This window comes from Stenotrophomonas sp. 17(2023) (assembly GCF_030345315.1).
Taxonomy (GTDB): domain Bacteria; phylum Pseudomonadota; class Gammaproteobacteria; order Xanthomonadales; family Xanthomonadaceae; genus Stenotrophomonas; species Stenotrophomonas acidaminiphila.
In genome coordinates this window covers 2,175,948-2,195,332 of the sequence record NZ_CP128405.1, presented here as the reverse complement: position 1 = coordinate 2,195,332, position 19,385 = coordinate 2,175,948, and the positions used below count along the sequence as shown (strand labels likewise).

The window sequence follows — 19,385 nt, the reverse complement described above, 5'->3', positions numbered from 1 at the left end:
TGGATCAGGAACATGGGTGACAACACTCCCAGGCTGTTGACGGTGGCAGTGACCTCGCGGGCGCTGTTCGACCTCGAGGAAGGGCATGCGCTGTTCGAGCGCGAGGGCGTGGAGGCCTACGCCGCATACCAGCGCGAGCACGAGGACGACGTGCTCAAGCCGGGGGTGGCCTTCCCGGTGGTGCGCAAGCTGCTGGCGCTGAACGAGGGCGCTCCCATGGAGACGCCGCGGGTGGAGGTGATCCTGCTCTCGCGCAACTCGGCCGATACCGGGCTGCGCATCTTCAATTCGATCCAGCACTACGGCCTGGGCATCGTGCGCGCGACCTTCACCGCCGGCGAGCCGACCTGGCCGTACGTCAAGCCGTTCGGTACCGACCTGTTCCTGTCCGCCAACCCGGAATCGGTGCGGCGCGCGCTGGTGCACGGCATCGCCGCGGCCACCATCCTGCCGCGTGGTCCCGGCGAGGTATCCGCGGCGGCGGCCACCGACACCGGGCGGCCGCCGGCGCAGCTGCGCATCGCCTTCGATGGCGACGCGGTGATCTTCGGCGACGAGGGCGAGCGCATCTCGCGCGAACACGGCGTGGAAGCCTTCGGCCGCCACGAGCGCGAGAACGCGCACGCGCCGCTCAGCGGCGGGCCGTTCCGCAGCTTCCTGTCGGCCCTGCACGCGTTGCAGGCCGCGTTCCCGGCCGGCGAGGAGGCGCCGATCCGCACCGCGCTGGTCACCGCGCGCTCGGCGCCGGCGCATGAGCGGGTGATCCGCACCCTGCGCGAGTGGGGGGTGCGCCTGGACGAGGCGTTGTTCCTCGGCGGACGCCACAAGGGGCCGTTCCTGGAAGCCTTCGGCGCCGACATCTTCTTCGACGACTCCCAGCACAACATCGACAGCGCCCGCCAGCACCACAGCGTCGCCGCCGGTCATGTGCCGCACGGTATCGCCAACGCCGACCGCGCCGGATGAGCGGCGGCGGAGGCGCGCACGTGCGCCGTACCTGGCGGCACGTGGAGCTGCAGTTCCAGGGCGACGTCACCCAGACCCGGATGTCGCGCTGGTTCCCGCAGCGCCTGCACGTCGGTTACACCCGCACCATGCTCGCCGCGCTGTGGCTGCATCCGGCACCGCGGCGCATCGGCATCATCGGGCTCGGCGGCGGTGCGCAGGCCAAGTTCTGCCATCGCCATCTGCCGCAGGCAGGCATCGAGGTGGCCGAGAACAATGCCGAGGTGATCGCGCTGCGCGATGCGTTCCGCATCCCGGCCGACGACGCGCGGCTTCACGTGGCGTGCGTCGATGGCGCGCGCTGGCTGCGTGGCCAGCGCGGCCGCTTCGACCTGCTGCTGCTCGACGCCTACGATGCGCAGGGCATTCCCGCTGCGCTGTCCACCCAGGCGTTCTATGACGATTGCCGCGCCGCGCTGGGCGCCGACGGGGTCATGGCCAGCAACCTCTACGACACCGACACCCGCGCGCACCTGACGCGGCTGCGGCGCAGCTTCGACGGGCGCGTGCTGAAGCTGGACGAGCCGGGCATGAGCAACAAGGTCGCGATCGCGTGGAACGGCGCGCCGCATCCGGCGCCGGTCGATGCCGCACTTGCGGCGCTGCCATGGGCGGCACGGGGGCAGCTGCGGGCCGGTTTCCGGCGGCTGTCGCAGGCCTGGGCACGGTCCACACCGCACTGAGTTCCGGGCTGGCGGATGCCCGGCCGGCAGCCGGCGCGCCGGTCACGATGTGGTGCGTGCCTGGCGCCCGAGGCTGAACCGCGGCCAGCACCGGATTTGCTTTGCGCGCGCCAAGCCTCTACCGTGGTCGCGCTGAATGACAAGGGTCACCTTGAATCGTGGCCCGATGCTGTAGAGGTTGCCTTCTACACTGTTGCACCCGCTTCTCAATTCTCCTTGGAATCAGCGTCCTGCCGCCAAGCGCGGCGCCCATCCGCAACAAGGAGCATTGAAATGTCCCAGTCCCAAACCGGTACCGTGAAGTGGTTCAACGACGCCAAGGGTTTTGGTTTCATCACCCAGGACGGCGGCGGTGAAGACCTGTTCGTCCACTTCCGTTCGATCGAATCGTCCGGCTTCAAGTCGCTGCAGGAAGGCCAGAAGGTCACCTACGTGGCGGTGAAGGGCCAGAAGGGCATGCAGGCCGACCAGGTCCGCGTGGTCTGAACTGACCGGCAATCGCCGTGATCGGAAAGCCCGGCCTCGTGCCGGGCTTTTTCGTTGCGGCCGTGCGTGGCGCGCAGGCGCTACAGGGTGATAGCCGCCCGCACCCGGCAGGCGCAGGCGTGGGCGGTAAGCATGCGGCCGTCGGTCTTTACCCGTGCCCGCTGGCTGGCGGGTGCCGCCAGGGCACCGGCGCGCCGGTGGCGCATCCGTGCCACACCCGCGCGTCGGCGTGGCATGGCGTCCCGTGATCATGCAGTGCGGTGCGAAGCTCTACACGGGCTGCGCGGAGCTGGCTATGGCCGTCAGGAGCGTCAGGATGTGGATGCCGGCGGGTCGGCCGGACAAGTTGCCTGGGTGCCGTTGGGGGCGCGCTTCCTGGCGAGCTTCTCGTCCTTCTGCTTCTTCTTGGCCAGCTCGCGCTGGCGTTTCTCGTATGAGTAATTGATCTTGGCCAAGTTCGTCGTCCGTCGGGGGAGGGGAGGTCAGGTCTTTTCCGGGGTGCGCTCGGCGACCGCCGGCTTGCCGCCACGGCCGGACGGTTTCGGACTCTCGACCTTGCCGCGCAGCGGGGTGTTGCCGAGCGTTTCTATCTTTCCGCCGGCGCGGTCGAACGCGGCCAGGTCCTCGGCAATGCGCTCACGGGTCAAGGGCCCTGATGCGGACGGACCGGCGAAGGCCGACGATGTTTTCCTCGGTGCGATGGAACCGGATTTGCGCGGTGTACTCATGTGCTCTCCTCATGCCAGTGTCGATTCGATGGTGCGGCTTCCGGAGCGCGCGTATGCCGCGCGCACCGAGCGGCAGCAGGGCCCGCCCATGGCGAAGGATCTGCAGACCGCCGGCCGGCTTGCATGGATCCGGCAGTTCATCCGTTGCCCGTCCACGGCCACGCACCAGCCCTCCGGATCGCGGGCCATGACCCGCAGCCCGTGGAGCCGGGTGGTCATGTGCGCGGGCACGTCGTCTTCGCTGTCCAGCACCACGGTCAGGCGGCAGCAGACCGCGTCGCAGGACGTGCAGTGGACGCTGGCAGCGGCCTGCCTGGATGACGGGTTCAGGCCCCGTCTCCACGCAGGTCGTGTGCTGCCGGTGCCCTTGCGGGCAGGTGCCTGGCGACGCCGATGCCGGGCCGGCGTGATGCCGGTGTTTCGCGGATGCAATGTGCGGTCATGGAGACTCCCGTTGAGCGGCCGCCCGGACGCACCGGAGCGGATGACGCAGGAAAGGGAGCGGAGCGGGCAACTGCCTGGGCGGCTGCGCGGAACGCGCGGGGCAGGCATTGCCTGCCCGGCCATGCTACCACCTTGCGGCTGGGCCGGTTTCACGTACCGTGCCGTTTCCGGCATGCGCTGGATCGATCGCGTCCGCGATCGATGCGCAGCGACGGCGAACGCAGTCCACCGGCAACGCCGCCCGCGCGCTGTCTGGGGCGCCAAGGCCCGGCGCCCCGGGACGGCGCGGCAGGGGACTCAGTGCGGGGCGTCCAGGGGCAGGGTGATGTCGGTCAGGCGCCAGTGCAGCCCCTGGCGGGACAGCACGAAAACCACGCTGCCGCCGTCGTCGAGCGGCCGGGTAGCGGTGAAGCGCGACAGCGATTCGTAGCGCCCGCGTGCGCCCTGCAGGGGGCGGGCCGGCGCGGGCGGGCCCCAGGTATCGCCGTCGGCGGTGTCGCCAGTGGCGCGCTTCCACACCCCATGCCCCTGCAGCAGCGCGGAGATGCCGGCGGGGGTGACCATCACGTCCACCGCCGCGCCGGTCAGGCGGCCGGCCACGCCCAGCGCCATGACGCCGAACAGGCTGGACTGCATGTCGCTGCCGGCGCGCCGCACCAGCTGGTCGTCGAGTTGCGCCTTGAGGTTGATCCGCAACGCCGGGAAATCGACATGCCGGGCAAGTCGTGCGGCGTCGCGCTGTTCGATCGCCTCGGAGATGCCGCGGATCGCCAGCCAGGGGCCGGCGGCCACATAGGCGGCGAGCAGCACCAGCAGCAGGGCGATGGTCGGCAGCAGCCATTTCTTCATCGTCGCGCTCCGTGGCTCAGGTCGGCCGTTCGGGGTGGGATTCGGCCCAGCGCCGCAGCAGCACCAGGGTCTCGGCCCACGCCTGGCTGCAGAAGCCGAGGAACTCGCTGTCCGGATCCCAGCCCAGGTGGCGGAACTCGAGCACCGTCATCGGTTCGCCCTCATGCGGCAGGCCGCGCCAGGCGCCGGGACTGGCGCGGCGCGACAGTTCGAAGCGGATCTCGGTGCCGGTCCACGCCGAGGCCGGGCTCTGTACCGGGTGCCGGCTGATCACCTCCCAGCGCACGCAGTGCGCGGAGGTTTCCAGCACCTTCATGGCAACCACGCCATGCGCCGGCCCCGGGTTGTGGCTGAGCACGGCGTCGCCGTCGATCACGCTGGCGGTGTGGGCGACCCACCAGCGCCCCAGTCCCTGCGCGGTGGCCAGGCCGGCGTGTACGCTGGCCAGCGGTGCGTCGATCCAGATCTGGTGATGGATGGCGGCCATGGCGGCGGCTCCGTCGGGCGTTGCCCGCTAGGGTGCCGCAAATCCACCGGCGTGGCGTGAATCCCGGCGTGTGCTCAGAACTCCAGGTCCAGCGCCGCGCACAGGTAATCGACGAACGGCCCCAGCGCGGCGAGGTCGGCGGCCAGACTCTGGCGCAGCCGCGGGCCGGTCATGAGCGTGTCGTCCAACTGGCGCCACAGCACCCAGTTGCGATGCTTGAGGTCGTCGATGAACTCGAAATCGGCCGGGAACCCACGCGGTGCGCGCACCAGTTTCTCGCTGGTTTCGAACGCGTAGCGGCGGCGCGTGGCCGGCGCATGCGCGGCTGCCTTCCAGCTGCCGGGGTTGTCGAAGATGAACTGGCGGATGCGGCGTTGCGTATCCGGCTCCGGGTGCCAGATGCCGGCACCCACGAAGCTTTCGCCCGGTGCCAGGTGGATGTAATACGACGGCGCCGGCACCTGCTTGCGGCGCTCATGGAACAGGCGCGCGCCCTGCCAGGTCTTGTACGGCGTCTTGTCGTTGGAGAAGCGCGAGTCGCGGTAGATGCGGAACAACGAGCCGCCGACGGTGCGCGGGTCGGCACGGAAATGCGCGCTGACCTGCGCCAGGTCCGGTTGCAGGTCGGCGATCAGGCGCAGGAACGGCTGCCGCACGTGTTCCTCGTACTCGTGCTTGTGCTCGGCGAACCACGGCTTCTCGTTGTGGCGGGCGAGTCCGCGCAGGAAGGTGAAACTTGCGTCGCTGAAGTATCGGCTCATAGCGATTGCTGCAGGTTCTGGCCCCACTGGTCCAGTGCATCGAGCAGGTCCAGCGCGGCGGGGTTGTCGTGGTGTTCGGTACGCAGGGCAAGAACCTGCGCGAAGTAATCGGGCAGGGTCTGTTCGCCGAGCCCGGGGCTGTCCAGCAGGCGCTGGCGGCGATAGCCGTCCCAGCGCGTGCGCTCGCCGGCGTCCAGGGTCTGCGGGTGGTTGCGTGCGCGATAGCGGAACAACAGCTCCGGCAGGCGCGGGTCGCGGAAGCTGTCGGCCATCTGCGCCAGCGCCTCGGGCGGGCAGGCGCGCACGCGCGCAAGCTGTGCCCGGTCACCCTCGGCCAGGAAGCCGTCGTACAGCGCGCCATCGGGATCGGGCGGACCCTCGGCCGGACGCTCGCGGGCGAATACCCGGCGCATCTTCTCGGCCAGCGCCGGGCCGTGTGCGCGCAACTGCGCGGCGCGTGACTCGGTCGCCACCGGGTCGATGCCCAGCCGCTTGAAGTCGGGCGCGCGCAGATGATTCCAGGCCACCAGCGCCGGCACCTTGTTCAGGTGTACTTCCTTGAGCGGAATGCGCTGCTGGCCTTCGGGCAGGTCGGCGGCGCGGGTGTACAGCCGCTGCGCGATCTCCTCCACGGACAGGTCGAGCAGCATCTGCGGATCGCCGTCCAGGTCGAACACGATCACCCGGTTGCCGATGTGCGGGTGGGTCGCCAGCGGCAGCACCGGCGCCGCGCACAGGCGACTGGCGGGGTAGCGCATCGAAATGTGCAGCGCCGGCTGCATCGCCACCACGTCCAGCAGGCTGGCGGCGAAGCGCTTGTCGCGCAGCTTCAGCGCGTAGTCCCACATGCGCGGCTGCGCCTGCCGGAACGCGCGGGCCATGCCGATGGTGGCGTACACGTCGGACAGCGCCTCATGCGCATCGCCCTGGCGCACGCCGTTGGCCAGCGCCAGATGCTCGAGCTTGAACGAGGTGGCGCCATCCTCACGCTGCGGCCAGTGGATGCCCTCAGGGCGCAGCGCGTGCACCAGCCGCAGCATGTCCAGCAGGTCCCAGCGCGAATTGCCGCCGCGCCACTCGCGCTCGTACGGATCGAAGAAGTTGCGGAACAGGCCGTGGCGGACGAACTCGTCGTCGAAGCGCAGCGTGTTGTAGCCCAGCGTGCAGGTCTGCGGACGCGCCATCAGTTCGTTGATGCGCGCGAACGCCTCGGCTTCGCCCAGGCCCTCGGCCAGCGCGTGCTGCGGGGTGATGCCGGTGATCAGGGTGGCGATGGGCGAGGGCAGCAGGTCGTCGGCCGGCCTGACGAAGAAGCTCACCGGCTCCTCCACCACCTGCAGCTGCGCATCGGTGCGCACCGCGGCGAACTGCGCGATGCGGGTGCGGCGCGGGTCCTGGCCGAAGGTCTCGAGGTCGTAGAACAGGAAGGTGTCGGGCATGGGCGGTTACCGTGGCCGCGATGCCGGTGCGATTGGGCGCTGGCAGATGCGTGCCATCAGTGCGCGCCCTCCAGTACCGGCAGCTGGGCGAAGATGGTGCGCTCCAGCGCGGGCCAGTCGATGCCGGCCAGGCTGGCATGGCCGGCGGTGGCCTCGGCCAGGATCCGCTGCTGCAGCCGGGTGCGTTCCAGCGCCAGCGCATACGGCGTGTGCAGGAAGGTCACCATGGTGTAGTGCGGCACGAAGCGCGTCGGCCAGCGCCGCTGCAACTCCTGCTCCAGCTCGCGCTGCAGCAGGAAGGCCGGGTCGGCGACGCGGTCGCGCATCTCCAGGTAGTTGTCCAGCGCCATCTGCTGGATCGCCGCGGCGTTGGGCTTGCGCTCGCTCTCGAACGCGGCGAACGCCTGCGCGGTGTCCGGGTGCGCCTCCAGCAGTTCCGCCAGTGCGACGCAGTCCTCGAAGGCGCAGTTCATGCCCTGGCCGTGGAACGGCACCATCGCGTGCGCGGCGTCGCCCAGCAGCACCGCCTTGCCGCCCAGGTGCCAGCGTTCCAGGTACAGGGTGCCCAGCAGCCCGGGCGGATGCTGCTCCCAATCCCGGCGCAGGTGCGGGATCAGCGGCAGCGCATCGGCGAACTCGCGGGCGAACAACGCCTCGGCCTCGGCGCCGCTGCGTACGCTGGAGAAACCCGGGTCACCCTCGTTGGGCAGGAACAGGGTGACGGTGAAGGTGCCTTCGTCGTTGGGCAGGGCGATGCACATGTAGCGGCCGCGTGGCCAGATGTGCAGGGCGTTGGCCTCGATCTGGAAGCCGCCATCGGTGCCGGGCGGGATCTCCAGCTCCTTGTAGGAGTGGTCCAGGAACTCGGTGCGCTCGCCCAGCGGCGACTTGCGGTTCATCGCCGCGCGCAGCGCCGAACCGGCGCCGTCGGCGCCGACCAGCGGGGTGTCGAAGTGGATGTCGTGCGGGCTGTCGTCGCGGTCGTCGATGAAGCGCGCATAGCCGGCATCGAAATCCACCGTATGCAGGCGGCGGTGGAAATGGAAGCGTGCGCCGGCGTCCTCGGCCAGCTGCAGCAGGGTGACGTTGAGGTCCTTGCGGTGCACCGACCAGATCACTTCGCTGTCGTCGCGGCCGTAGCGCTGCAGTTGCGGCGGGCCGCCATCGCGCGGGTGCACCATGCGCCCGCGCATCATCACCGTGCGCGCCATCACCGCGTCCTCGACGCCGGCATGGCGCAGCGCGTTGCGGCCGCGCTCGGCCAGCGCCAGGTTGATCGAACGGCCGCTTTCGTAGTCGGCCACCCGCGGATCGCCACGGCGCTCGTAGACGGTGACGCGCCAGCCGCGGCGGGAGAGCAGGATGGCGAGCAGCGAGCCGGCCAGGCCGGCGCCGATCAGGGTCAGGTGACGCGGGGGGGAAGGGTTCAATTCAGTGTTTCCGGTGGATCAGGGGCCGGCCCAGGCTTCCACTTCCTCGACGAAGCGCAGCACGTCGCGGTAGCGGTTGTACATCGGGGTCGGGGAAATGCGGATCACGTCGGGTTCGCGCCAGTCGCCGAGCACGCCGACCGACTGCAGGTACTCGAACAGCGAGCGTCCGTGTTCGCGCCCGCCGGCCACGCGCAGCGACAGCTGGCAGCCGCGCCGCTCCGGCTCGGCGGGGGTGATGATCTGCAGCACGCTGGACAGGCGCGCGCGTACCAGCGTTTCCAGGTAGCCGGTCAGCCGCAGCGACTTGGCCCGCAGCGCCTGCATGCCGGCCTGGTCGAACAGCTCCAGCGACGCGCGCAGCGGCGCCAGTCCCAGTACCGGCGGATTGCTCAACTGCCATCCTTCGGCGCCGAGCTCGGGTACGAACTCCGGGGCCATGCGGAAGCGCGTGGCCTGCTCGTGGCCCCACCAGCCGGCGAAGCGCGGCAGGGTGGTGTCACGGGCATGGCGCTCATGCACGAAGCAGCCGGCGACCGCGCCCGGGCCGCCGTTGAGATACTTGTAGTGGCACCACACCGCGAAGTCGGGGGCCACGTCATGCAGCGCCAGCGGCATGTTGCCGACCGAATGGGCGAGGTCGAAACCGATATTGGCGCCGTGCGCGCGCGCCAGCCGGGTGATCGCGTCCAGGTCGAATGCCTGGCCGGTGCGGTACTGCACGCCCGGCCACAGCACCAGCGCCACCCGCCGGCCGTGCTCGGCCAATGCCTGCTCGACCGCGGCCATCGACAGCGTGCCGCTGGTCTGGTCCGGCTGCACTTCGATCAGGTCGGTGGCCGGGTCGAAACCGTGGAAGCGGATCTGCGCTTCGACCGCATGGCGGTCGGTGGGAAACGCGCCGGCTTCCATCAGGATCGCCGGGCGCTCGCGGGTCGGCCGGTAGAAGCTGACCATCATCAGGTGCAGGTTCACGCTCAGCGTGTTCATCGCCACCACTTCCACCGGCTGCGCGCCGACAACGCGGGCCAGCGCGTCGCGCACCAGACGGTGGTAGTTCATCCAGTGGGTCGGGCCGGTGAAATGGCCTTCGACCGCGATGCGCGCCCACAGGTCCATCACCTCCTGCACCATCGCCTGCGCGCCGCGCGGCTGCAGGCCGAGCGAGTTGCCGACGAAGTAGGCCTGGTCGGCCCCCTGGTGTTGCGGGAACAGGAACTGGCCGCGCAGGTGGCGCAGCGGATCGGCGGCATCGAGCGCAGTGGCGTGGGCCGGGGACAGGAGTTCGTTCATCGGGGCGCGCGCATTGAAAACGTGCTCGCAGTGTACCGCCCGGCCGCGGGACACGGTTGCAACCCCGGCAGTGGCCGCGCTCGTCGTGCGCGCCGGCCGTTCAGTCCTGCGCGGCGGGCAGCGGATGCAGCGCGCCGCATGCCCCGCAGGTGCGGTGCGCCAGCGAGGAATGGAAGCGGTCGAACACCTTGGGCAGGTCGGTCTCGATGTTGCCCAGGTGGAAGAACTCCTCGTACAGCTTGTGGTTGCACTGCTCGCAATGCCAGGCCACGCCGTCGAGCTCGTGCGGCAGGCGCTTGCGCTCGACCACCAGGCCGATGCCGCCTGGCGGGCGCCGCGGCGAATGCGGCACCCGCGGCGGCAGCAGGAAGATCTCGCCGGCGCGGATCGGGATATCGCGTACCGCGCCGTCCTCCTGCACCTTGAGCACCATCTCGCCCTCGAGCTGGTAGAACCACTCCGGGCCTTCGTCGTAGTGGAAGTCGGTGCGCGCGTTGGGGCCGCCGACCACCATGACGATGAAGTCGCCGTTGTCGATCATCCTGTTGCCCACCGGCGGCTTGAGCAGGTGGCGGTTGTCCTCGATCCAGGCGTGCAGGTTGATGGGCGCGGCGAGCATGGTCGGTTCCGGTCGGTCAGTCGCGCCGGCCCTGGCGCGGTACGAAGGCCAGGGCGTTCTCGTAGGCCTGCTTCAGGTCTTCGGACGCGCCCACGTCGATCCCCATCTCGCTGACGCGGCCGTCCTTGAGGCTGTACACCCAGCCGTGCACCATCAGCTTCTGGCCGCGGGCCCAGGCGTCTTCGACGATGGTCGAGCGGCACAGGTTGGCGACCTGCTCGATCACGTTCAGTTCGCACAGGCGCGCATGCTTGAGCTCGTCGTCCTCGATCGCATCGAGGATCGCCGCGTGCTTCTGCACCACGTCGCCGACATGGCGCAGCCAGTTGTCGGCCAGGCCGACGCGGGTGTTGTGCAGGCAGGCGTGGACGCCGCCGCAGCCATAGTGGCCGACGATCAGGATGTGCTTCACCTTGAGCTGGTCGACCGCGTACTGGACCACGCTCAGGCAGTTCAGGTCGCTGTGCGCCACCACGTTGGCGACGTTGCGGTGCACGAACACCTCGCCCGGCGCCATGCCGATGATCTGGTTGGCGGGCACGCGCGAATCGGAGCAGCCGATCCACAGGTATTCCGGGTGCTGCTGCTTGGCCAGGTGCTGGAAGAACTCGGGGTCTTCCCGGGCGATCCGGTCGGCCCATTCGCGGTTGTTCTGCAGCAGCTTGTGGATGTCTTTCATCTCGGGTGTCCCTGACGTTGATGGGTAGGAAGGCGCGGCCGCGGTGGCCGCGTTGTCGGGAATCGGGGCGCTCAGTCGCCGGTGGCGGCCTGCTCGCGGTGCCGGCGCATCCACTGCGCCAGCTCATGGGAAGCGGGGTCCTGCAGCCGTTCCAGTGCGGCGATCACCGCCTGCTGGTTGGCGTCGGGATGGTTCTGGCTCAGTTTCAGCTTGATCTGGACCTGTTCGACGTGGAAGCGGAAGCCGACGATGCCGCGCAGCTGGCGGCGCTGCTCGTCGCGCTCCGGTTCGAAGCGCCAGGCCTGGCCGACCGCGGCCTCAAACCGCTCGCTGAGCGCGCCGACCAGCGCGGCCAGCGCGTCCTCGCCGTCGAAGGGTTCCAGGTGGCCGCGCAGTTCGGCGCTGGCGTAGTTCCAGGTCGGCACCCGCGCGGCGCTGTCCTTGTCCGGATACCAGCTGGCCGACACATAACCGTGCGGGCCATCGACCAGCACCTTGGCCGTACCGGCATCGCGCGCCTGCGGGTTCGCCCGGGCCCAGTGGCCGCGCAATTCGATGCGTTCGCCGTCGCGCCGGTACATCACCGGCAGCCGGGTCAGTTCGGGCAGGCCGTCGGTGCCGGTGGTCAGCAGCGTGACGAACGGATCGCGCTCCAGCAGGCGATCCAGCCAGACCAGATCATGCTCGGCGAAGGCGCGCGGGGTGAACATCGGCCGCTCAGGCGCGCCCACCCAGTGACTGCACCATGCGTCCGCGCAGTCCGGCGTCGCTGGCCGCCTGCGGCGGCTGCACCTCGTGCAGCGAGAAGCCACGCGCCAGCGCATCTTCCTCGTCCAGCCCGTCCCAGGCGACGAATTCGGCGTCGAACAGCTGCGCGCGCGCGGTGTCTTCGCTGTCATAGCTCAGGGTGTTGCCGTCACTGTCCAGCACCTCGGCGGTACCGGCCGGGCGCACGCGCAGGCGCGCCCAGACCAGGGTGGTGCCGAGGCTGGCCAGCCACCATTGGTCGGCGCAGGTGTCGATGTCGTTCATTTCAGTACCAGGGAATAGAGCCAGAGCAGGCCGGCCATGCCCAGCCCGGCCCAGATCACCCACATGGCGATCCGCGCCGGTGTGGCCAGGCCGCTGAGCGCACGGTCGTCGAGCGCGCGGTAACCGCCGCCGACCAGCCAGCGCAGCGCACTGCCGTCGAGGAAGGCGAAGTCGCCGAAGCCGGCGGCGACCGCCGGGTGGCGGTCGCGGACATGCACCAGGGTGAGTGGCCAGAAGATCAGGAATGCGCTGAACCCGGCGATGGCCACGCCGACGAAGCACAGGGCCAGGAACAGGGTCATGGCCGGCGCGGGAACGGGGAGGCGGACAACGAGGGAAGGGCGTACCGCTGCGCCGGTCTGGCTGTTGTTCGTTCCTCGTTCCTCATCATTCCTTCCTCGTTGTCAGAATTCCGCCGAGCCCGGCGCGCGCGGGTAGGGGATGGCGTCGCGGATGTTGGACAGGCCGCAGACATATACCACCAGCCGCTCGAAGCCCAGCCCGAAGCCGGCGTGCGGCACCGAACCGTAGCGGCGGAAGTCGCGGTACCACTGGTAGTGCTCCGGATCCAGGCCGAACTGCGCCATGCGCGCGTCGAGGATGTCCAGGCGCTCCTCGCGCTGGCTGCCGCCGATGATCTCGCCGATGCCGGGGGCCAGCACGTCCATCGCCGCGACGGTCTTGCCGTCGTCGTTCAGGCGCATGTAGAAGGCCTTGATGTGCTCGGGGTAGTTGGTCACCACCACCGGGCGGCCGACGTGCTCCTCGGTCAGCCAGCGCTCGTGCTCGGTCTGCAGGTCCAGGCCCCACTCGACCGGGTAGTCGAACTTCCTGCCCGACTTCTGCAGCAGGCTGACCGCATCGGTGTATTCGATGCGCTCGAACGGTGCGTTGACGAACGTCTCCAGGCGGGTGATGGCGTCCTTCTGCACGCGCTCGGCGATGAAGGCCATGTCGTCGGCGCGCTCGTCGAGCACGGCGCGGAACAGGTACTTCAGGAAGTCCTCGGCCACGCGCGCGTCCTCGGCCAGGTCGGCGAAGGCGATCTCCGGCTCCACCATCCAGAACTCGGCCAGGTGGCGGGTGGTGTGGCTGTTCTCGGCACGGAAGGTCGGACCGAAGGTGTAGACCTTGCTCAGCGCCAGGCAGTAGGCCTCGACGTTGAGCTGGCCGGACACGGTCAGGAAGGTCTCCTTGCCGAAGAAGTCGCGGCTGAAGTCGATGCCGCCGTTCTCGCCGCGCGGCAGGTTGGCCATGTCCAGGGTGGAGACGCGGAACATCTGCCCGGCGCCCTCGGCATCGGACGTGGTGATGATCGGCGTGCTGATCCAGTAGTAGCCGTTCTCGTGGAAGTAGCGGTGCACGGCCTTGGCCAGGCAGTCGCGGATGCGGGTGACGGCACCGAACAGGTTGGTGCGCGGGCGCAGGTGCGCCACTTCGCGCAGGAACTCGGGCGACATCGGCTTGGGCTGGATCGGATAGGTCAGCGGGTCCTCGACCCAGCCGACGATCTCCAGGCCCTGGCCCTGGATCTCGAAGCTCTGGCCCTTGCCCTGCGACTTGACCAGCCTGCCGGTGGCGATGACCGAGCAGCCCGGGGTCAGGCGCTTGATGTCGTCGAAATTGGCCAGCGCGTCGGTGGCCACGACCTGGATCGGGGCGAAGCCGGAGCCGTCGCTGACATTGACGAAGGCCAGCCCGTTGGAGGCACGGACCGTGCGAACCCAACCGCGAACCGTGACTTCTCCGCCTTCCGGGATCTTCCCGGCCAGGGCGTGCGCAACGCTGACCACCGTCATGACTTGAATCCTCTGCTGATCGACTCGATCTGTGAACACGGAATTCTAGCGGCTGCGCGGCCGGACAGGCGAGGGATCCGCCATCCGCGGCCGGTACAGCCGGGTTTTCCTATAATCGCCCCGCAATCCCCGGAGTCGCATGCCCATGGCCATCCATCTCACTCCCGTCGCCTTCGCCCGCGTCCAGCGCTTCGTCGAGCAGACCCCCGGCGCGCTGGGCCTGCGTTTCGGCGTGACCCGCACCGGCTGCTCCGGCTGGGGCCATACCACCGACCTGGCGCGTGAACAGCGCGAGGACGACACCGTGTTCGAGCAGGACGGCGTGCGCATCTTCGTCGACGCCGAGAGCCTGGCGCTGGTGGACGGCACCGAGATCGATTTCGGCAAGCAGGGCCTGAGCGAGACCTTTTTGTTCAGGAACCCGAACGCCACCGCCGAGTGCGGGTGCGGCGAGAGCTTCACCACCGACGAAACCCACCGCTGAGGCCATTGCCCGCCTGGCCGGTGCCTGGCGCCGGCCCACGGGCGGTGCGGCCACGGCGCGCCGGGCGGCCGGCAGGTCCGGGTGGAAGGCTGCCCGGCACGGGGTGGCTTGCCCGCAGGCCGGGGGCGGTGGATAATGCGCGGCTCCCTGCGCCTCCGGTGCGGGGGTCCTTGCCCCACCGCGTTGCGTGCGGGGGGCTGTCCGGCCCGACAGGGCTACATCCGAAAGGTAGAAAAACATGAGTCGTCATTACGAAGTCGTGTTCCTGGTCCACCCGGACCAGAGCGAACAGGTCCCGGCCATGGTCGAGCGCTACAAGGCGCTGGTCGAGGGCGGCAACGGCAAGATCCACCGCCTGGAAGACTGGGGCCGCCGCCAGCTGGCGTACCCGATCCAGAACCTGGTCAAGGCCCACTATGTTCTGATGAACATCGAAGCCGACCAGTCGGTGCTGAACGAACTGACCGAAAGCTTCCGTTTCAACGACGCCGTGCTGCGCAACCTGGTCATCAAGCGTGACGAGGCCGAGACCGAGCAGTCGCTGATCATGAAGAGCAAGGACGAGAAGGGCGACAAGCCCGAGCGTGGCGAGCGCCGTCGTCGTGACGACGAAGAAGCTGCCAATTCCAACAATGAAGAAGCCGGCGACGACGCCGCCTCTGCCGAATAAGGAGTCAGCTCATGTCCAAGTTCTTCCGTCGCCGCAAGTTCTGCAAGTTCACGGCTGAAGGTGTGAAGGAGATCGACTACAAGGATCTCAACACCCTGCGCCAGTACCTGACCGAGAACGGCAAGATCGTGCCGAGCCGCGTCACCGGCACCAAGTCCAAGTACCAGCGCCAGCTGTCCACGGCGGTCAAGCGCGCCCGTTTCCTGGCGCTGATCCCGTACACGGACAACCACGACGTCTGATACGTCCAACCGTCCATTCGGACAGCAAGCGTTGCGGTGTCCCTCGCGGGACATCGCTAACGAATAACGGAGCAAGAAAATGAAGCTGATTCTGCTGCAGAAGGTGACCAACCTGGGCAACCTGGGTGACCTGGTCGACGTGAAGCCGGGCTACGGCCGCAACTTCCTGGTGCCGCACGGCAAGGCCGTGCCGGCCACCGAAGCCAACGTTGCCGCCTTCGAGGCCAAGCGCGCCGAGTACGAGGCCAAGGCCAAGGCGTCGCATGACGATGCCGAAGCCCGCGCCGCCAAGTTCGCCGACGCCAGCGTCACCATCGGTGCCCACGCCTCGACCGAAGGCAAGCTGTACGGCTCGGTCGGCCCGCGCGACATCGCCGAAGCCTTCACCGCTGCCGGCCTGCCGCTGGAGAAGAGCGAAGTCATCCTCGGCGAGGGCGCTTTCCGTGCCGTCGGCGAGTACGATGTCCTGATCAAGCTGCACGCCGACGTGGAAGTCACCGTCAAGGTCATCGTCGAAGCCGACGCCTGATCCCTGCGGTTCAAGCTGTACCTGGAACGGGCGCCGCAAGGCGCCCGTTCTTTTTGCCCTCCCCGGGCCCCGGCGGCCCGCCGCCGCGCACCCCCGCGCCACGGCGGAAGAGGGGCTTATACTCCCCGCAGACTGCTGTTCCCAAGCCCTGATCCCCCGCAGAACCCACGGTGCCGCCCCCGGCCCGGCACTGGAACCTTGCCTGCCCCATGCGTCTATCCACGATCAAGCTCTCCGGTTTCAAGTCGTTCGTCGATCCCACGACGCTGCATCTGCCGACCAACATGACCGGCGTGGTCGGGCCCAACGGCTGCGGCAAGTCCAACATCATCGATGCGGTGCGCTGGGTGATGGGTGAGAGCTCGGCCAGCCGCCTGCGCGGCGACTCGCTGACCGACGTGATCTTCTCCGGTTCGGCCGGGCGCAAGCCGGTGTCGCAGGCCACGGTCGAGCTGATCTTCGACAACACCGACCACACCATTGCCGGCGAGTACGCCTCGTTCAACGAGATATCGGTCAAGCGCACGGTCAGCCGCGACGGCAGCAGCAACTACTACCTCAACGGCACCAAGTGCCGGCGCCGCGACATCACCGACCTGTTCCTCGGCACCGGGCTGGGCCCGCGCAGCTACTCGATCATCGAGCAGGGCATGATCAGCCAGATCATCGAGGCGCGCCCGGAAGACCTGCGCGTCTACCTGGAAGAGGCCGCCGGCATCTCCAAGTACAAGGAGCGCCGCAAGGAGACCGAGACCCGCATCCGCCACACCCGCGAGAACCTGGACCGCCTGAACGACCTGCGCGAGGAGATCGGCAAGCAGCTCGAACACCTGCGCCGGCAGGCGCGCCAGGCCGAGCAGTACCAGGCGCTGCAGGAAGAGCGCCGGGTCAAGGATGCCGAATGGAAGGCGCTGGAGTACCGCGGGCTGGACGCGCGCCTGGGCGGCCTGCGCGAAGCGCTGGCACGCGAGGAAACCCGGCTGCAGCAGCTGGTGGCCGAGCAGCGCGAGGCCGAGAGCCGCATCGAAACCGGGCGCGTGCGCCGCGAGGAAGCCGCCGAAACGCTGTCCCGCGCACAGGCCGATGTCTACCAGGTCGGCAGCACCCTGGCGCGGCTTGAACAGCAGATCCAGCACCAGCGCGAGATGGCGCAGCGCCTGCACAAGGCGCGCGACGAGACCCGCCAGGCCCTGGCCGAGCTGGGCCAGCACATCAGTGGCGACGAAGCGCGGCTGATGGTGCTGCGCGAGGCGGTGGAGAACGCCGAACCGCAGCTGGAACAGCTGCAGGAAGAAAACGAATTCCGCCAGGAAGGGCTGCGCGAGGCCGAGGCCGCGCTGCACGACTGGCAGCAGCGCTGGGAAGCGCACAACCGCAACACCTCCGAAGCCACGCGCTCGGGCGAGGTGGAGCGCACCCGCGTCGATTATCTCGACCGGCAGATCCTGGAGGCCGACCGCCGCCGCGAGGCGCTGGCGGCCGAGCGCGCCGGGCTCGACGTCGAGGCCCTGGCCGAGGCGTTCGAGCAGCTGCAGCTGCAGCACGAATCGCAGGCCGCGGTGCTGGACGAGCTGAACGAGCAGGTGGAACTGCGCAAGGAGGGCGCGGCGACGCTGCAGGAACGGCAGCGCGCCAGCCAGGCCGAACTGGCCGAGGTACGCAAGCAGGCACAGGCCGCGCGCGGCCGCCTGTCCTCGCTGGAAACCCTGCAGCAGGCCGCGCTGGGCCAGGAACAGGGCGCCGCGGTGGCCTGGCTGAAGGCGCACGGGCTCGACTCGGCCGCCCGCGTGGGCGAACGCATCAGCGTCGAAAGCGGCTGGGAAAACGCGGTGGAAAGCGCACTGGGCCAGCTGATCGAGGGCGTGCTGGTCGAGGCCCCCGAAGCGCTGGTCGATGCGCTGGGCGAACTGGGCGAAGGCCGCATCGCGCTGGTGTCCGGCGCCGAGGGCAGCGCCGACTTCGCACCGACCTCGCTGGCCGCGCGCGTGCAGGGCCCGCTGGCGATCCGCCGGCTGCTGGCGCGCCTGCATGGCGCGCCGGACCTGGCCGCCGCACGCGAGCTGCAGCAACGGCTGGAGGATGGCGATTCGGTCATCACCCGCAACGGCGAGCGCCTGGGCGAGGGCTGGGTGCGGGTGTCGCGGCAGGGGGCGGCCAAGCAGGGCGCGCTGCTGCGCGAGCGCGAGATCGTCACCCTGCGCGGGCAGATCGAGGAACTGCAGGAGCGCGAGGGCGAGCTCGAACGCCAGCTCGGCGCGTTCCGCGAACAGTTGCTGGCGGCCGAGCAGCAGCGCGAGGAAGCGCAGCGGGCGCTGTACCAGGCGCATCGCAGCGTGTCCGAGCTGGCCGGGCAGGTGCAGAGCCAGCGTGGCCGGCTGGAATCGGCGCGTACGCGCATCGAGCGCATCGAGGCCGAGCTTGCGCAGTTGCTGGAAGCGCTGGACGCCAGCCGCGAACAGGCCGGCGAGGCCCGCGTGCGCCTGGAGGATGCCGTTTCCAGCATGGGCGACCTGGAGACCACGCGGCAGGCGCTGGAGGGCGAGCGCCGCCAGCTGACCGAGGCCCGCGACCTGGCCCGCGACGCGGCGCGCAACGTGCGCGACAGCATGCATGCGCTGGCGCTCACGCTGGAGTCGCAACGCGCGCAGATCGCCTCGCTGTCGCAGTCGCTGGAGCGCATGAGCACCCAGCGCGGGCAGCTGGATTCGCGCCTGGGCGAGCTGCATTCGCAGCTGGACCAGGGCGACACGCCGGTGCAGGCGCTGGAGGCCGAACACCAGAACGCCCTGGCCGAGCGCGTGCGCGTGGACCGGGTGCTGGCCGAGGCGCGCGCGCATCTGGATGGCATCGATGCCGAACTGCGCACGCTGGAGCAGACCCGCCACCAGCGCGACGAGCAGGCCCTGGCGCAGCGCGAGCGCATTTCCCAGCGCAGGCTCGACCAGCAGGCGCTGGTGCTCAGCGCCGAGCAGCTGCAGGCGGCCGTGGAGAAGGCCGGCTTCGTGCTGGAGGACGTGGTCAATGCCCTGCCCGAGGACGCGCGCATCGGCGAATGGGAGCAGGCGGTGCAGCAGATCGATGCGCGCATGCGCCGGCTGGAGCCGGTCAACCTCGCCGCCATCCACGAATACGGCGAGGCCTCGCAGCGTTCGGAATACCTGGAATCGCAGAACGTGGACCTGACCACCGCGCTGGAAACGCTGGAAGAGGCGATCCGCAAGATCGACCGCGAGACCCGCGGCCGCTTCAAGGACACCTTCGACCGCGTCAACGCCGGTGTCCAGGCGCTGTATCCGCGCCTGTTCGGTGGCGGCCATGCCTACCTGGAGCTGACCGGCGAGGACCTGCTCGATACCGGCGTGACCATCATGGCGCGCCCGCCCGGCAAGCGCGTATCGAGCATCTCGCTGCTGTCCGGCGGCGAGAAGGCGATGACCGCGGTGGCGCTGGTGTTCGCCATCTTCCAGCTCAACCCGGCGCCGTTCTGCCTGCTCGACGAGGTGGACGCGCCGCTGGACGAGGCCAACGTCGGCCGCCTGGCCAACATGGTCAAGGAAATGAGCGAGAAAGTGCAGTTCCTGTTCGTCAGCCACAACAAGGCGACGATGGAGGCCGCGCACCAGCTCTCCGGCGTCACCATGCGCGAGCCGGGCGTCAGCCGCCTGGTCAGCGTGGACCTGGAAGAGGCGGCGCGTTTGGCGGGCGCGGCCTGACGTGCCATTCTAG

General features: G+C 69.4%; 23 protein-coding genes. 8 read left to right on the top strand and 15 right to left on the bottom strand.

Annotated features, from left to right (window positions below; translation table 11 throughout):
• The first annotated feature begins 12 nt into the window (after window positions 1-12).
• The 3 genes from QQA12_RS09950 to QQA12_RS09940 all read left to right on the top strand — a co-directional run bounded on the left by QQA12_RS09950 (window position 13) and on the right by QQA12_RS09940 (window position 2,174).
• On the top strand, window positions 13-966 hold the full coding sequence (locus QQA12_RS09950) for a 5'-nucleotidase (protein ID WP_054666515.1): 954 nt from the start codon (window positions 13-15) through the stop codon (window positions 964-966).
• Window positions 967-986: 20 nt separating this feature from the next.
• Entirely contained in the window at window positions 987-1,688 is a 702-nt protein-coding gene (locus tag QQA12_RS09945) for a transferase (RefSeq protein WP_226049200.1), read from the top strand.
• 273 nt (window positions 1,689-1,961) lie between these two features.
• Window positions 1,962-2,174 carry a cold-shock protein gene (locus QQA12_RS09940; RefSeq protein ID WP_054666511.1) on the top strand — a complete coding sequence of 71 codons (213 nt, stop codon included), beginning with the start codon at window positions 1,962-1,964 and terminating at the stop codon, window positions 2,172-2,174.
• Between the two features lie 311 nt (window positions 2,175-2,485).
• On the opposite strand, the gene QQA12_RS09935 is transcribed toward QQA12_RS09940, so the two are convergent.
• The 15 genes from QQA12_RS09935 to asnS form a co-directional block, all read right to left on the bottom strand.
• Complete coding sequence (locus tag QQA12_RS09935) at window positions 2,486-2,629, bottom strand: hypothetical protein (protein WP_226049199.1); 144 nt, start codon at window positions 2,627-2,629, stop codon at window positions 2,486-2,488.
• A 27-nt stretch (window positions 2,630-2,656) separates the two neighbouring features.
• Window positions 2,657-2,902 carry a hypothetical protein gene (locus tag QQA12_RS09930; protein WP_054666509.1) on the bottom strand — a complete coding sequence of 82 codons (246 nt, stop codon included), beginning with the start codon at window positions 2,900-2,902 and terminating at the stop codon, window positions 2,657-2,659.
• Window positions 2,903-2,911: 9 nt separating this feature from the next.
• Entirely contained in the window at window positions 2,912-3,232 is a 321-nt protein-coding gene (locus tag QQA12_RS09925) for a YkgJ family cysteine cluster protein (protein ID WP_152985120.1), read from the bottom strand.
• A 411-nt stretch (window positions 3,233-3,643) separates the two neighbouring features.
• Complete coding sequence (locus QQA12_RS09920; RefSeq protein ID WP_054666508.1) at window positions 3,644-4,195, bottom strand: DUF2939 domain-containing protein; 552 nt, start codon at window positions 4,193-4,195, stop codon at window positions 3,644-3,646.
• A gap of 16 nt (window positions 4,196-4,211) precedes the next feature.
• Window positions 4,212-4,682 carry a hypothetical protein gene (locus QQA12_RS09915; RefSeq protein ID WP_226049198.1) on the bottom strand — a complete coding sequence of 157 codons (471 nt, stop codon included), beginning with the start codon at window positions 4,680-4,682 and terminating at the stop codon, window positions 4,212-4,214.
• A 74-nt stretch (window positions 4,683-4,756) separates the two neighbouring features.
• Complete coding sequence (locus QQA12_RS09910; protein WP_054666502.1) at window positions 4,757-5,443, bottom strand: DUF2461 domain-containing protein; 687 nt, start codon at window positions 5,441-5,443, stop codon at window positions 4,757-4,759.
• Entirely contained in the window at window positions 5,440-6,882 is a 1,443-nt protein-coding gene (gene sbcB, locus QQA12_RS09905; protein WP_226049197.1) for an exodeoxyribonuclease I, read from the bottom strand. Before sbcB ends, QQA12_RS09910 begins: the two co-directional genes overlap by 4 nt.
• Before the next feature lie 56 nt (window positions 6,883-6,938).
• Window positions 6,939-8,312, bottom strand: coding sequence for an NAD(P)/FAD-dependent oxidoreductase (locus tag QQA12_RS09900; protein ID WP_226049196.1), 1,374 nt, complete (start codon window positions 8,310-8,312; stop codon window positions 6,939-6,941).
• Window positions 8,313-8,330: 18 nt separating this feature from the next.
• Entirely contained in the window at window positions 8,331-9,605 is a 1,275-nt protein-coding gene (gene kynU, locus QQA12_RS09895) for a kynureninase (RefSeq protein ID WP_226049195.1), read from the bottom strand.
• 100 nt (window positions 9,606-9,705) lie between these two features.
• A complete protein-coding gene (locus tag QQA12_RS09890) occupies window positions 9,706-10,224 on the bottom strand; it encodes a 3-hydroxyanthranilate 3,4-dioxygenase (protein ID WP_182334649.1) in 519 nt (172 codons plus the stop codon).
• 16 nt (window positions 10,225-10,240) lie between these two features.
• Window positions 10,241-10,903, bottom strand: a complete 663-nt coding sequence (gene can / locus QQA12_RS09885; protein ID WP_226049194.1) for a carbonate dehydratase — start codon at window positions 10,901-10,903, stop codon at window positions 10,241-10,243.
• 71 nt (window positions 10,904-10,974) lie between these two features.
• Window positions 10,975-11,613, bottom strand: a complete 639-nt coding sequence (locus tag QQA12_RS09880) for an FMN-binding negative transcriptional regulator (protein ID WP_226049193.1) — start codon at window positions 11,611-11,613, stop codon at window positions 10,975-10,977.
• 7 nt (window positions 11,614-11,620) lie between these two features.
• A complete protein-coding gene (locus tag QQA12_RS09875) occupies window positions 11,621-11,935 on the bottom strand; it encodes a hypothetical protein (protein ID WP_054666485.1) in 315 nt (104 codons plus the stop codon).
• Window positions 11,932-12,237 carry a hypothetical protein gene (locus QQA12_RS09870; protein ID WP_054666482.1) on the bottom strand — a complete coding sequence of 102 codons (306 nt, stop codon included), beginning with the start codon at window positions 12,235-12,237 and terminating at the stop codon, window positions 11,932-11,934. Before QQA12_RS09870 ends, QQA12_RS09875 begins: the two co-directional genes overlap by 4 nt.
• Window positions 12,238-12,339: 102 nt before the next feature.
• Entirely contained in the window at window positions 12,340-13,734 is a 1,395-nt protein-coding gene (gene asnS / locus QQA12_RS09865) for an asparagine--tRNA ligase (protein ID WP_054666481.1), read from the bottom strand.
• 145 nt (window positions 13,735-13,879) lie between these two features.
• On the opposite strand from asnS, the gene QQA12_RS09860 reads away from it, so the two are divergent.
• The 5 genes from QQA12_RS09860 to smc all read left to right on the top strand — a co-directional run bounded on the left by QQA12_RS09860 (window position 13,880) and on the right by smc (window position 19,372).
• Complete coding sequence (locus tag QQA12_RS09860) at window positions 13,880-14,218, top strand: iron-sulfur cluster assembly accessory protein (protein ID WP_054666478.1); 339 nt, start codon at window positions 13,880-13,882, stop codon at window positions 14,216-14,218.
• A 238-nt stretch (window positions 14,219-14,456) separates the two neighbouring features.
• A complete protein-coding gene (gene rpsF / locus QQA12_RS09855; protein ID WP_054666476.1) occupies window positions 14,457-14,888 on the top strand; it encodes a 30S ribosomal protein S6 in 432 nt (143 codons plus the stop codon).
• Between the two features lie 11 nt (window positions 14,889-14,899).
• Complete coding sequence (rpsR, locus tag QQA12_RS09850) at window positions 14,900-15,130, top strand: 30S ribosomal protein S18 (RefSeq protein ID WP_054666474.1); 231 nt, start codon at window positions 14,900-14,902, stop codon at window positions 15,128-15,130.
• A 79-nt stretch (window positions 15,131-15,209) separates the two neighbouring features.
• Window positions 15,210-15,659, top strand: coding sequence for a 50S ribosomal protein L9 (gene rplI / locus QQA12_RS09845; protein WP_054666472.1), 450 nt, complete (start codon window positions 15,210-15,212; stop codon window positions 15,657-15,659).
• 209 nt (window positions 15,660-15,868) lie between these two features.
• Window positions 15,869-19,372 (top strand): chromosome segregation protein SMC, encoded by a 3,504-nt coding sequence (smc, locus tag QQA12_RS09840; protein WP_226049192.1) that lies wholly within the window; start codon window positions 15,869-15,871, stop codon window positions 19,370-19,372.
• Window positions 19,373-19,385: the final 13 nt, after the last annotated feature.

Bases quoted from the DNA above. Each gene is read 5' to 3' on its own strand.
- rplI (WP_054666472.1), top strand. From the start codon at position 15,210: ATGAAGCTGATTCTGCTGCAGAAGGTGACCAACCTGGGCAACCTGGGT.
- rpsR (WP_054666474.1), top strand. From the start codon at position 14,900: ATGTCCAAGTTCTTCCGTCGCCGCAAGTTCTGCAAGTTCACGGCTGAA.
- QQA12_RS09860 (WP_054666478.1), top strand. From the start codon at position 13,880: ATGGCCATCCATCTCACTCCCGTCGCCTTCGCCCGCGTCCAGCGCTTC.
- QQA12_RS09875 (WP_054666485.1), bottom strand. From the start codon at position 11,935: ATGAACGACATCGACACCTGCGCCGACCAATGGTGGCTGGCCAGCCTC.
- sbcB (WP_226049197.1), bottom strand. From the start codon at position 6,882: ATGCCCGACACCTTCCTGTTCTACGACCTCGAGACCTTCGGCCAGGAC.
- kynU (WP_226049195.1), bottom strand. From the start codon at position 9,605: ATGAACGAACTCCTGTCCCCGGCCCACGCCACTGCGCTCGATGCCGCC.
- QQA12_RS09870 (WP_054666482.1), bottom strand. From the start codon at position 12,237: ATGACCCTGTTCCTGGCCCTGTGCTTCGTCGGCGTGGCCATCGCCGGG.
- QQA12_RS09940 (WP_054666511.1), top strand. From the start codon at position 1,962: ATGTCCCAGTCCCAAACCGGTACCGTGAAGTGGTTCAACGACGCCAAG.
- can (WP_226049194.1), bottom strand. From the start codon at position 10,903: ATGAAAGACATCCACAAGCTGCTGCAGAACAACCGCGAATGGGCCGAC.
- QQA12_RS09880 (WP_226049193.1), bottom strand. From the start codon at position 11,613: ATGTTCACCCCGCGCGCCTTCGCCGAGCATGATCTGGTCTGGCTGGAT.
- QQA12_RS09920 (WP_054666508.1), bottom strand. From the start codon at position 4,195: ATGAAGAAATGGCTGCTGCCGACCATCGCCCTGCTGCTGGTGCTGCTC.
- smc (WP_226049192.1), top strand. From the start codon at position 15,869: ATGCGTCTATCCACGATCAAGCTCTCCGGTTTCAAGTCGTTCGTCGAT.
- rpsF (WP_054666476.1), top strand. From the start codon at position 14,457: ATGAGTCGTCATTACGAAGTCGTGTTCCTGGTCCACCCGGACCAGAGC.
- QQA12_RS09950 (WP_054666515.1), top strand. From the start codon at position 13: ATGGGTGACAACACTCCCAGGCTGTTGACGGTGGCAGTGACCTCGCGG.
- QQA12_RS09915 (WP_226049198.1), bottom strand. From the start codon at position 4,682: ATGGCCGCCATCCATCACCAGATCTGGATCGACGCACCGCTGGCCAGC.
- QQA12_RS09890 (WP_182334649.1), bottom strand. From the start codon at position 10,224: ATGCTCGCCGCGCCCATCAACCTGCACGCCTGGATCGAGGACAACCGC.
- QQA12_RS09910 (WP_054666502.1), bottom strand. From the start codon at position 5,443: ATGAGCCGATACTTCAGCGACGCAAGTTTCACCTTCCTGCGCGGACTC.
- asnS (WP_054666481.1), bottom strand. From the start codon at position 13,734: ATGACGGTGGTCAGCGTTGCGCACGCCCTGGCCGGGAAGATCCCGGAA.
- QQA12_RS09930 (WP_054666509.1), bottom strand. From the start codon at position 2,902: ATGAGTACACCGCGCAAATCCGGTTCCATCGCACCGAGGAAAACATCG.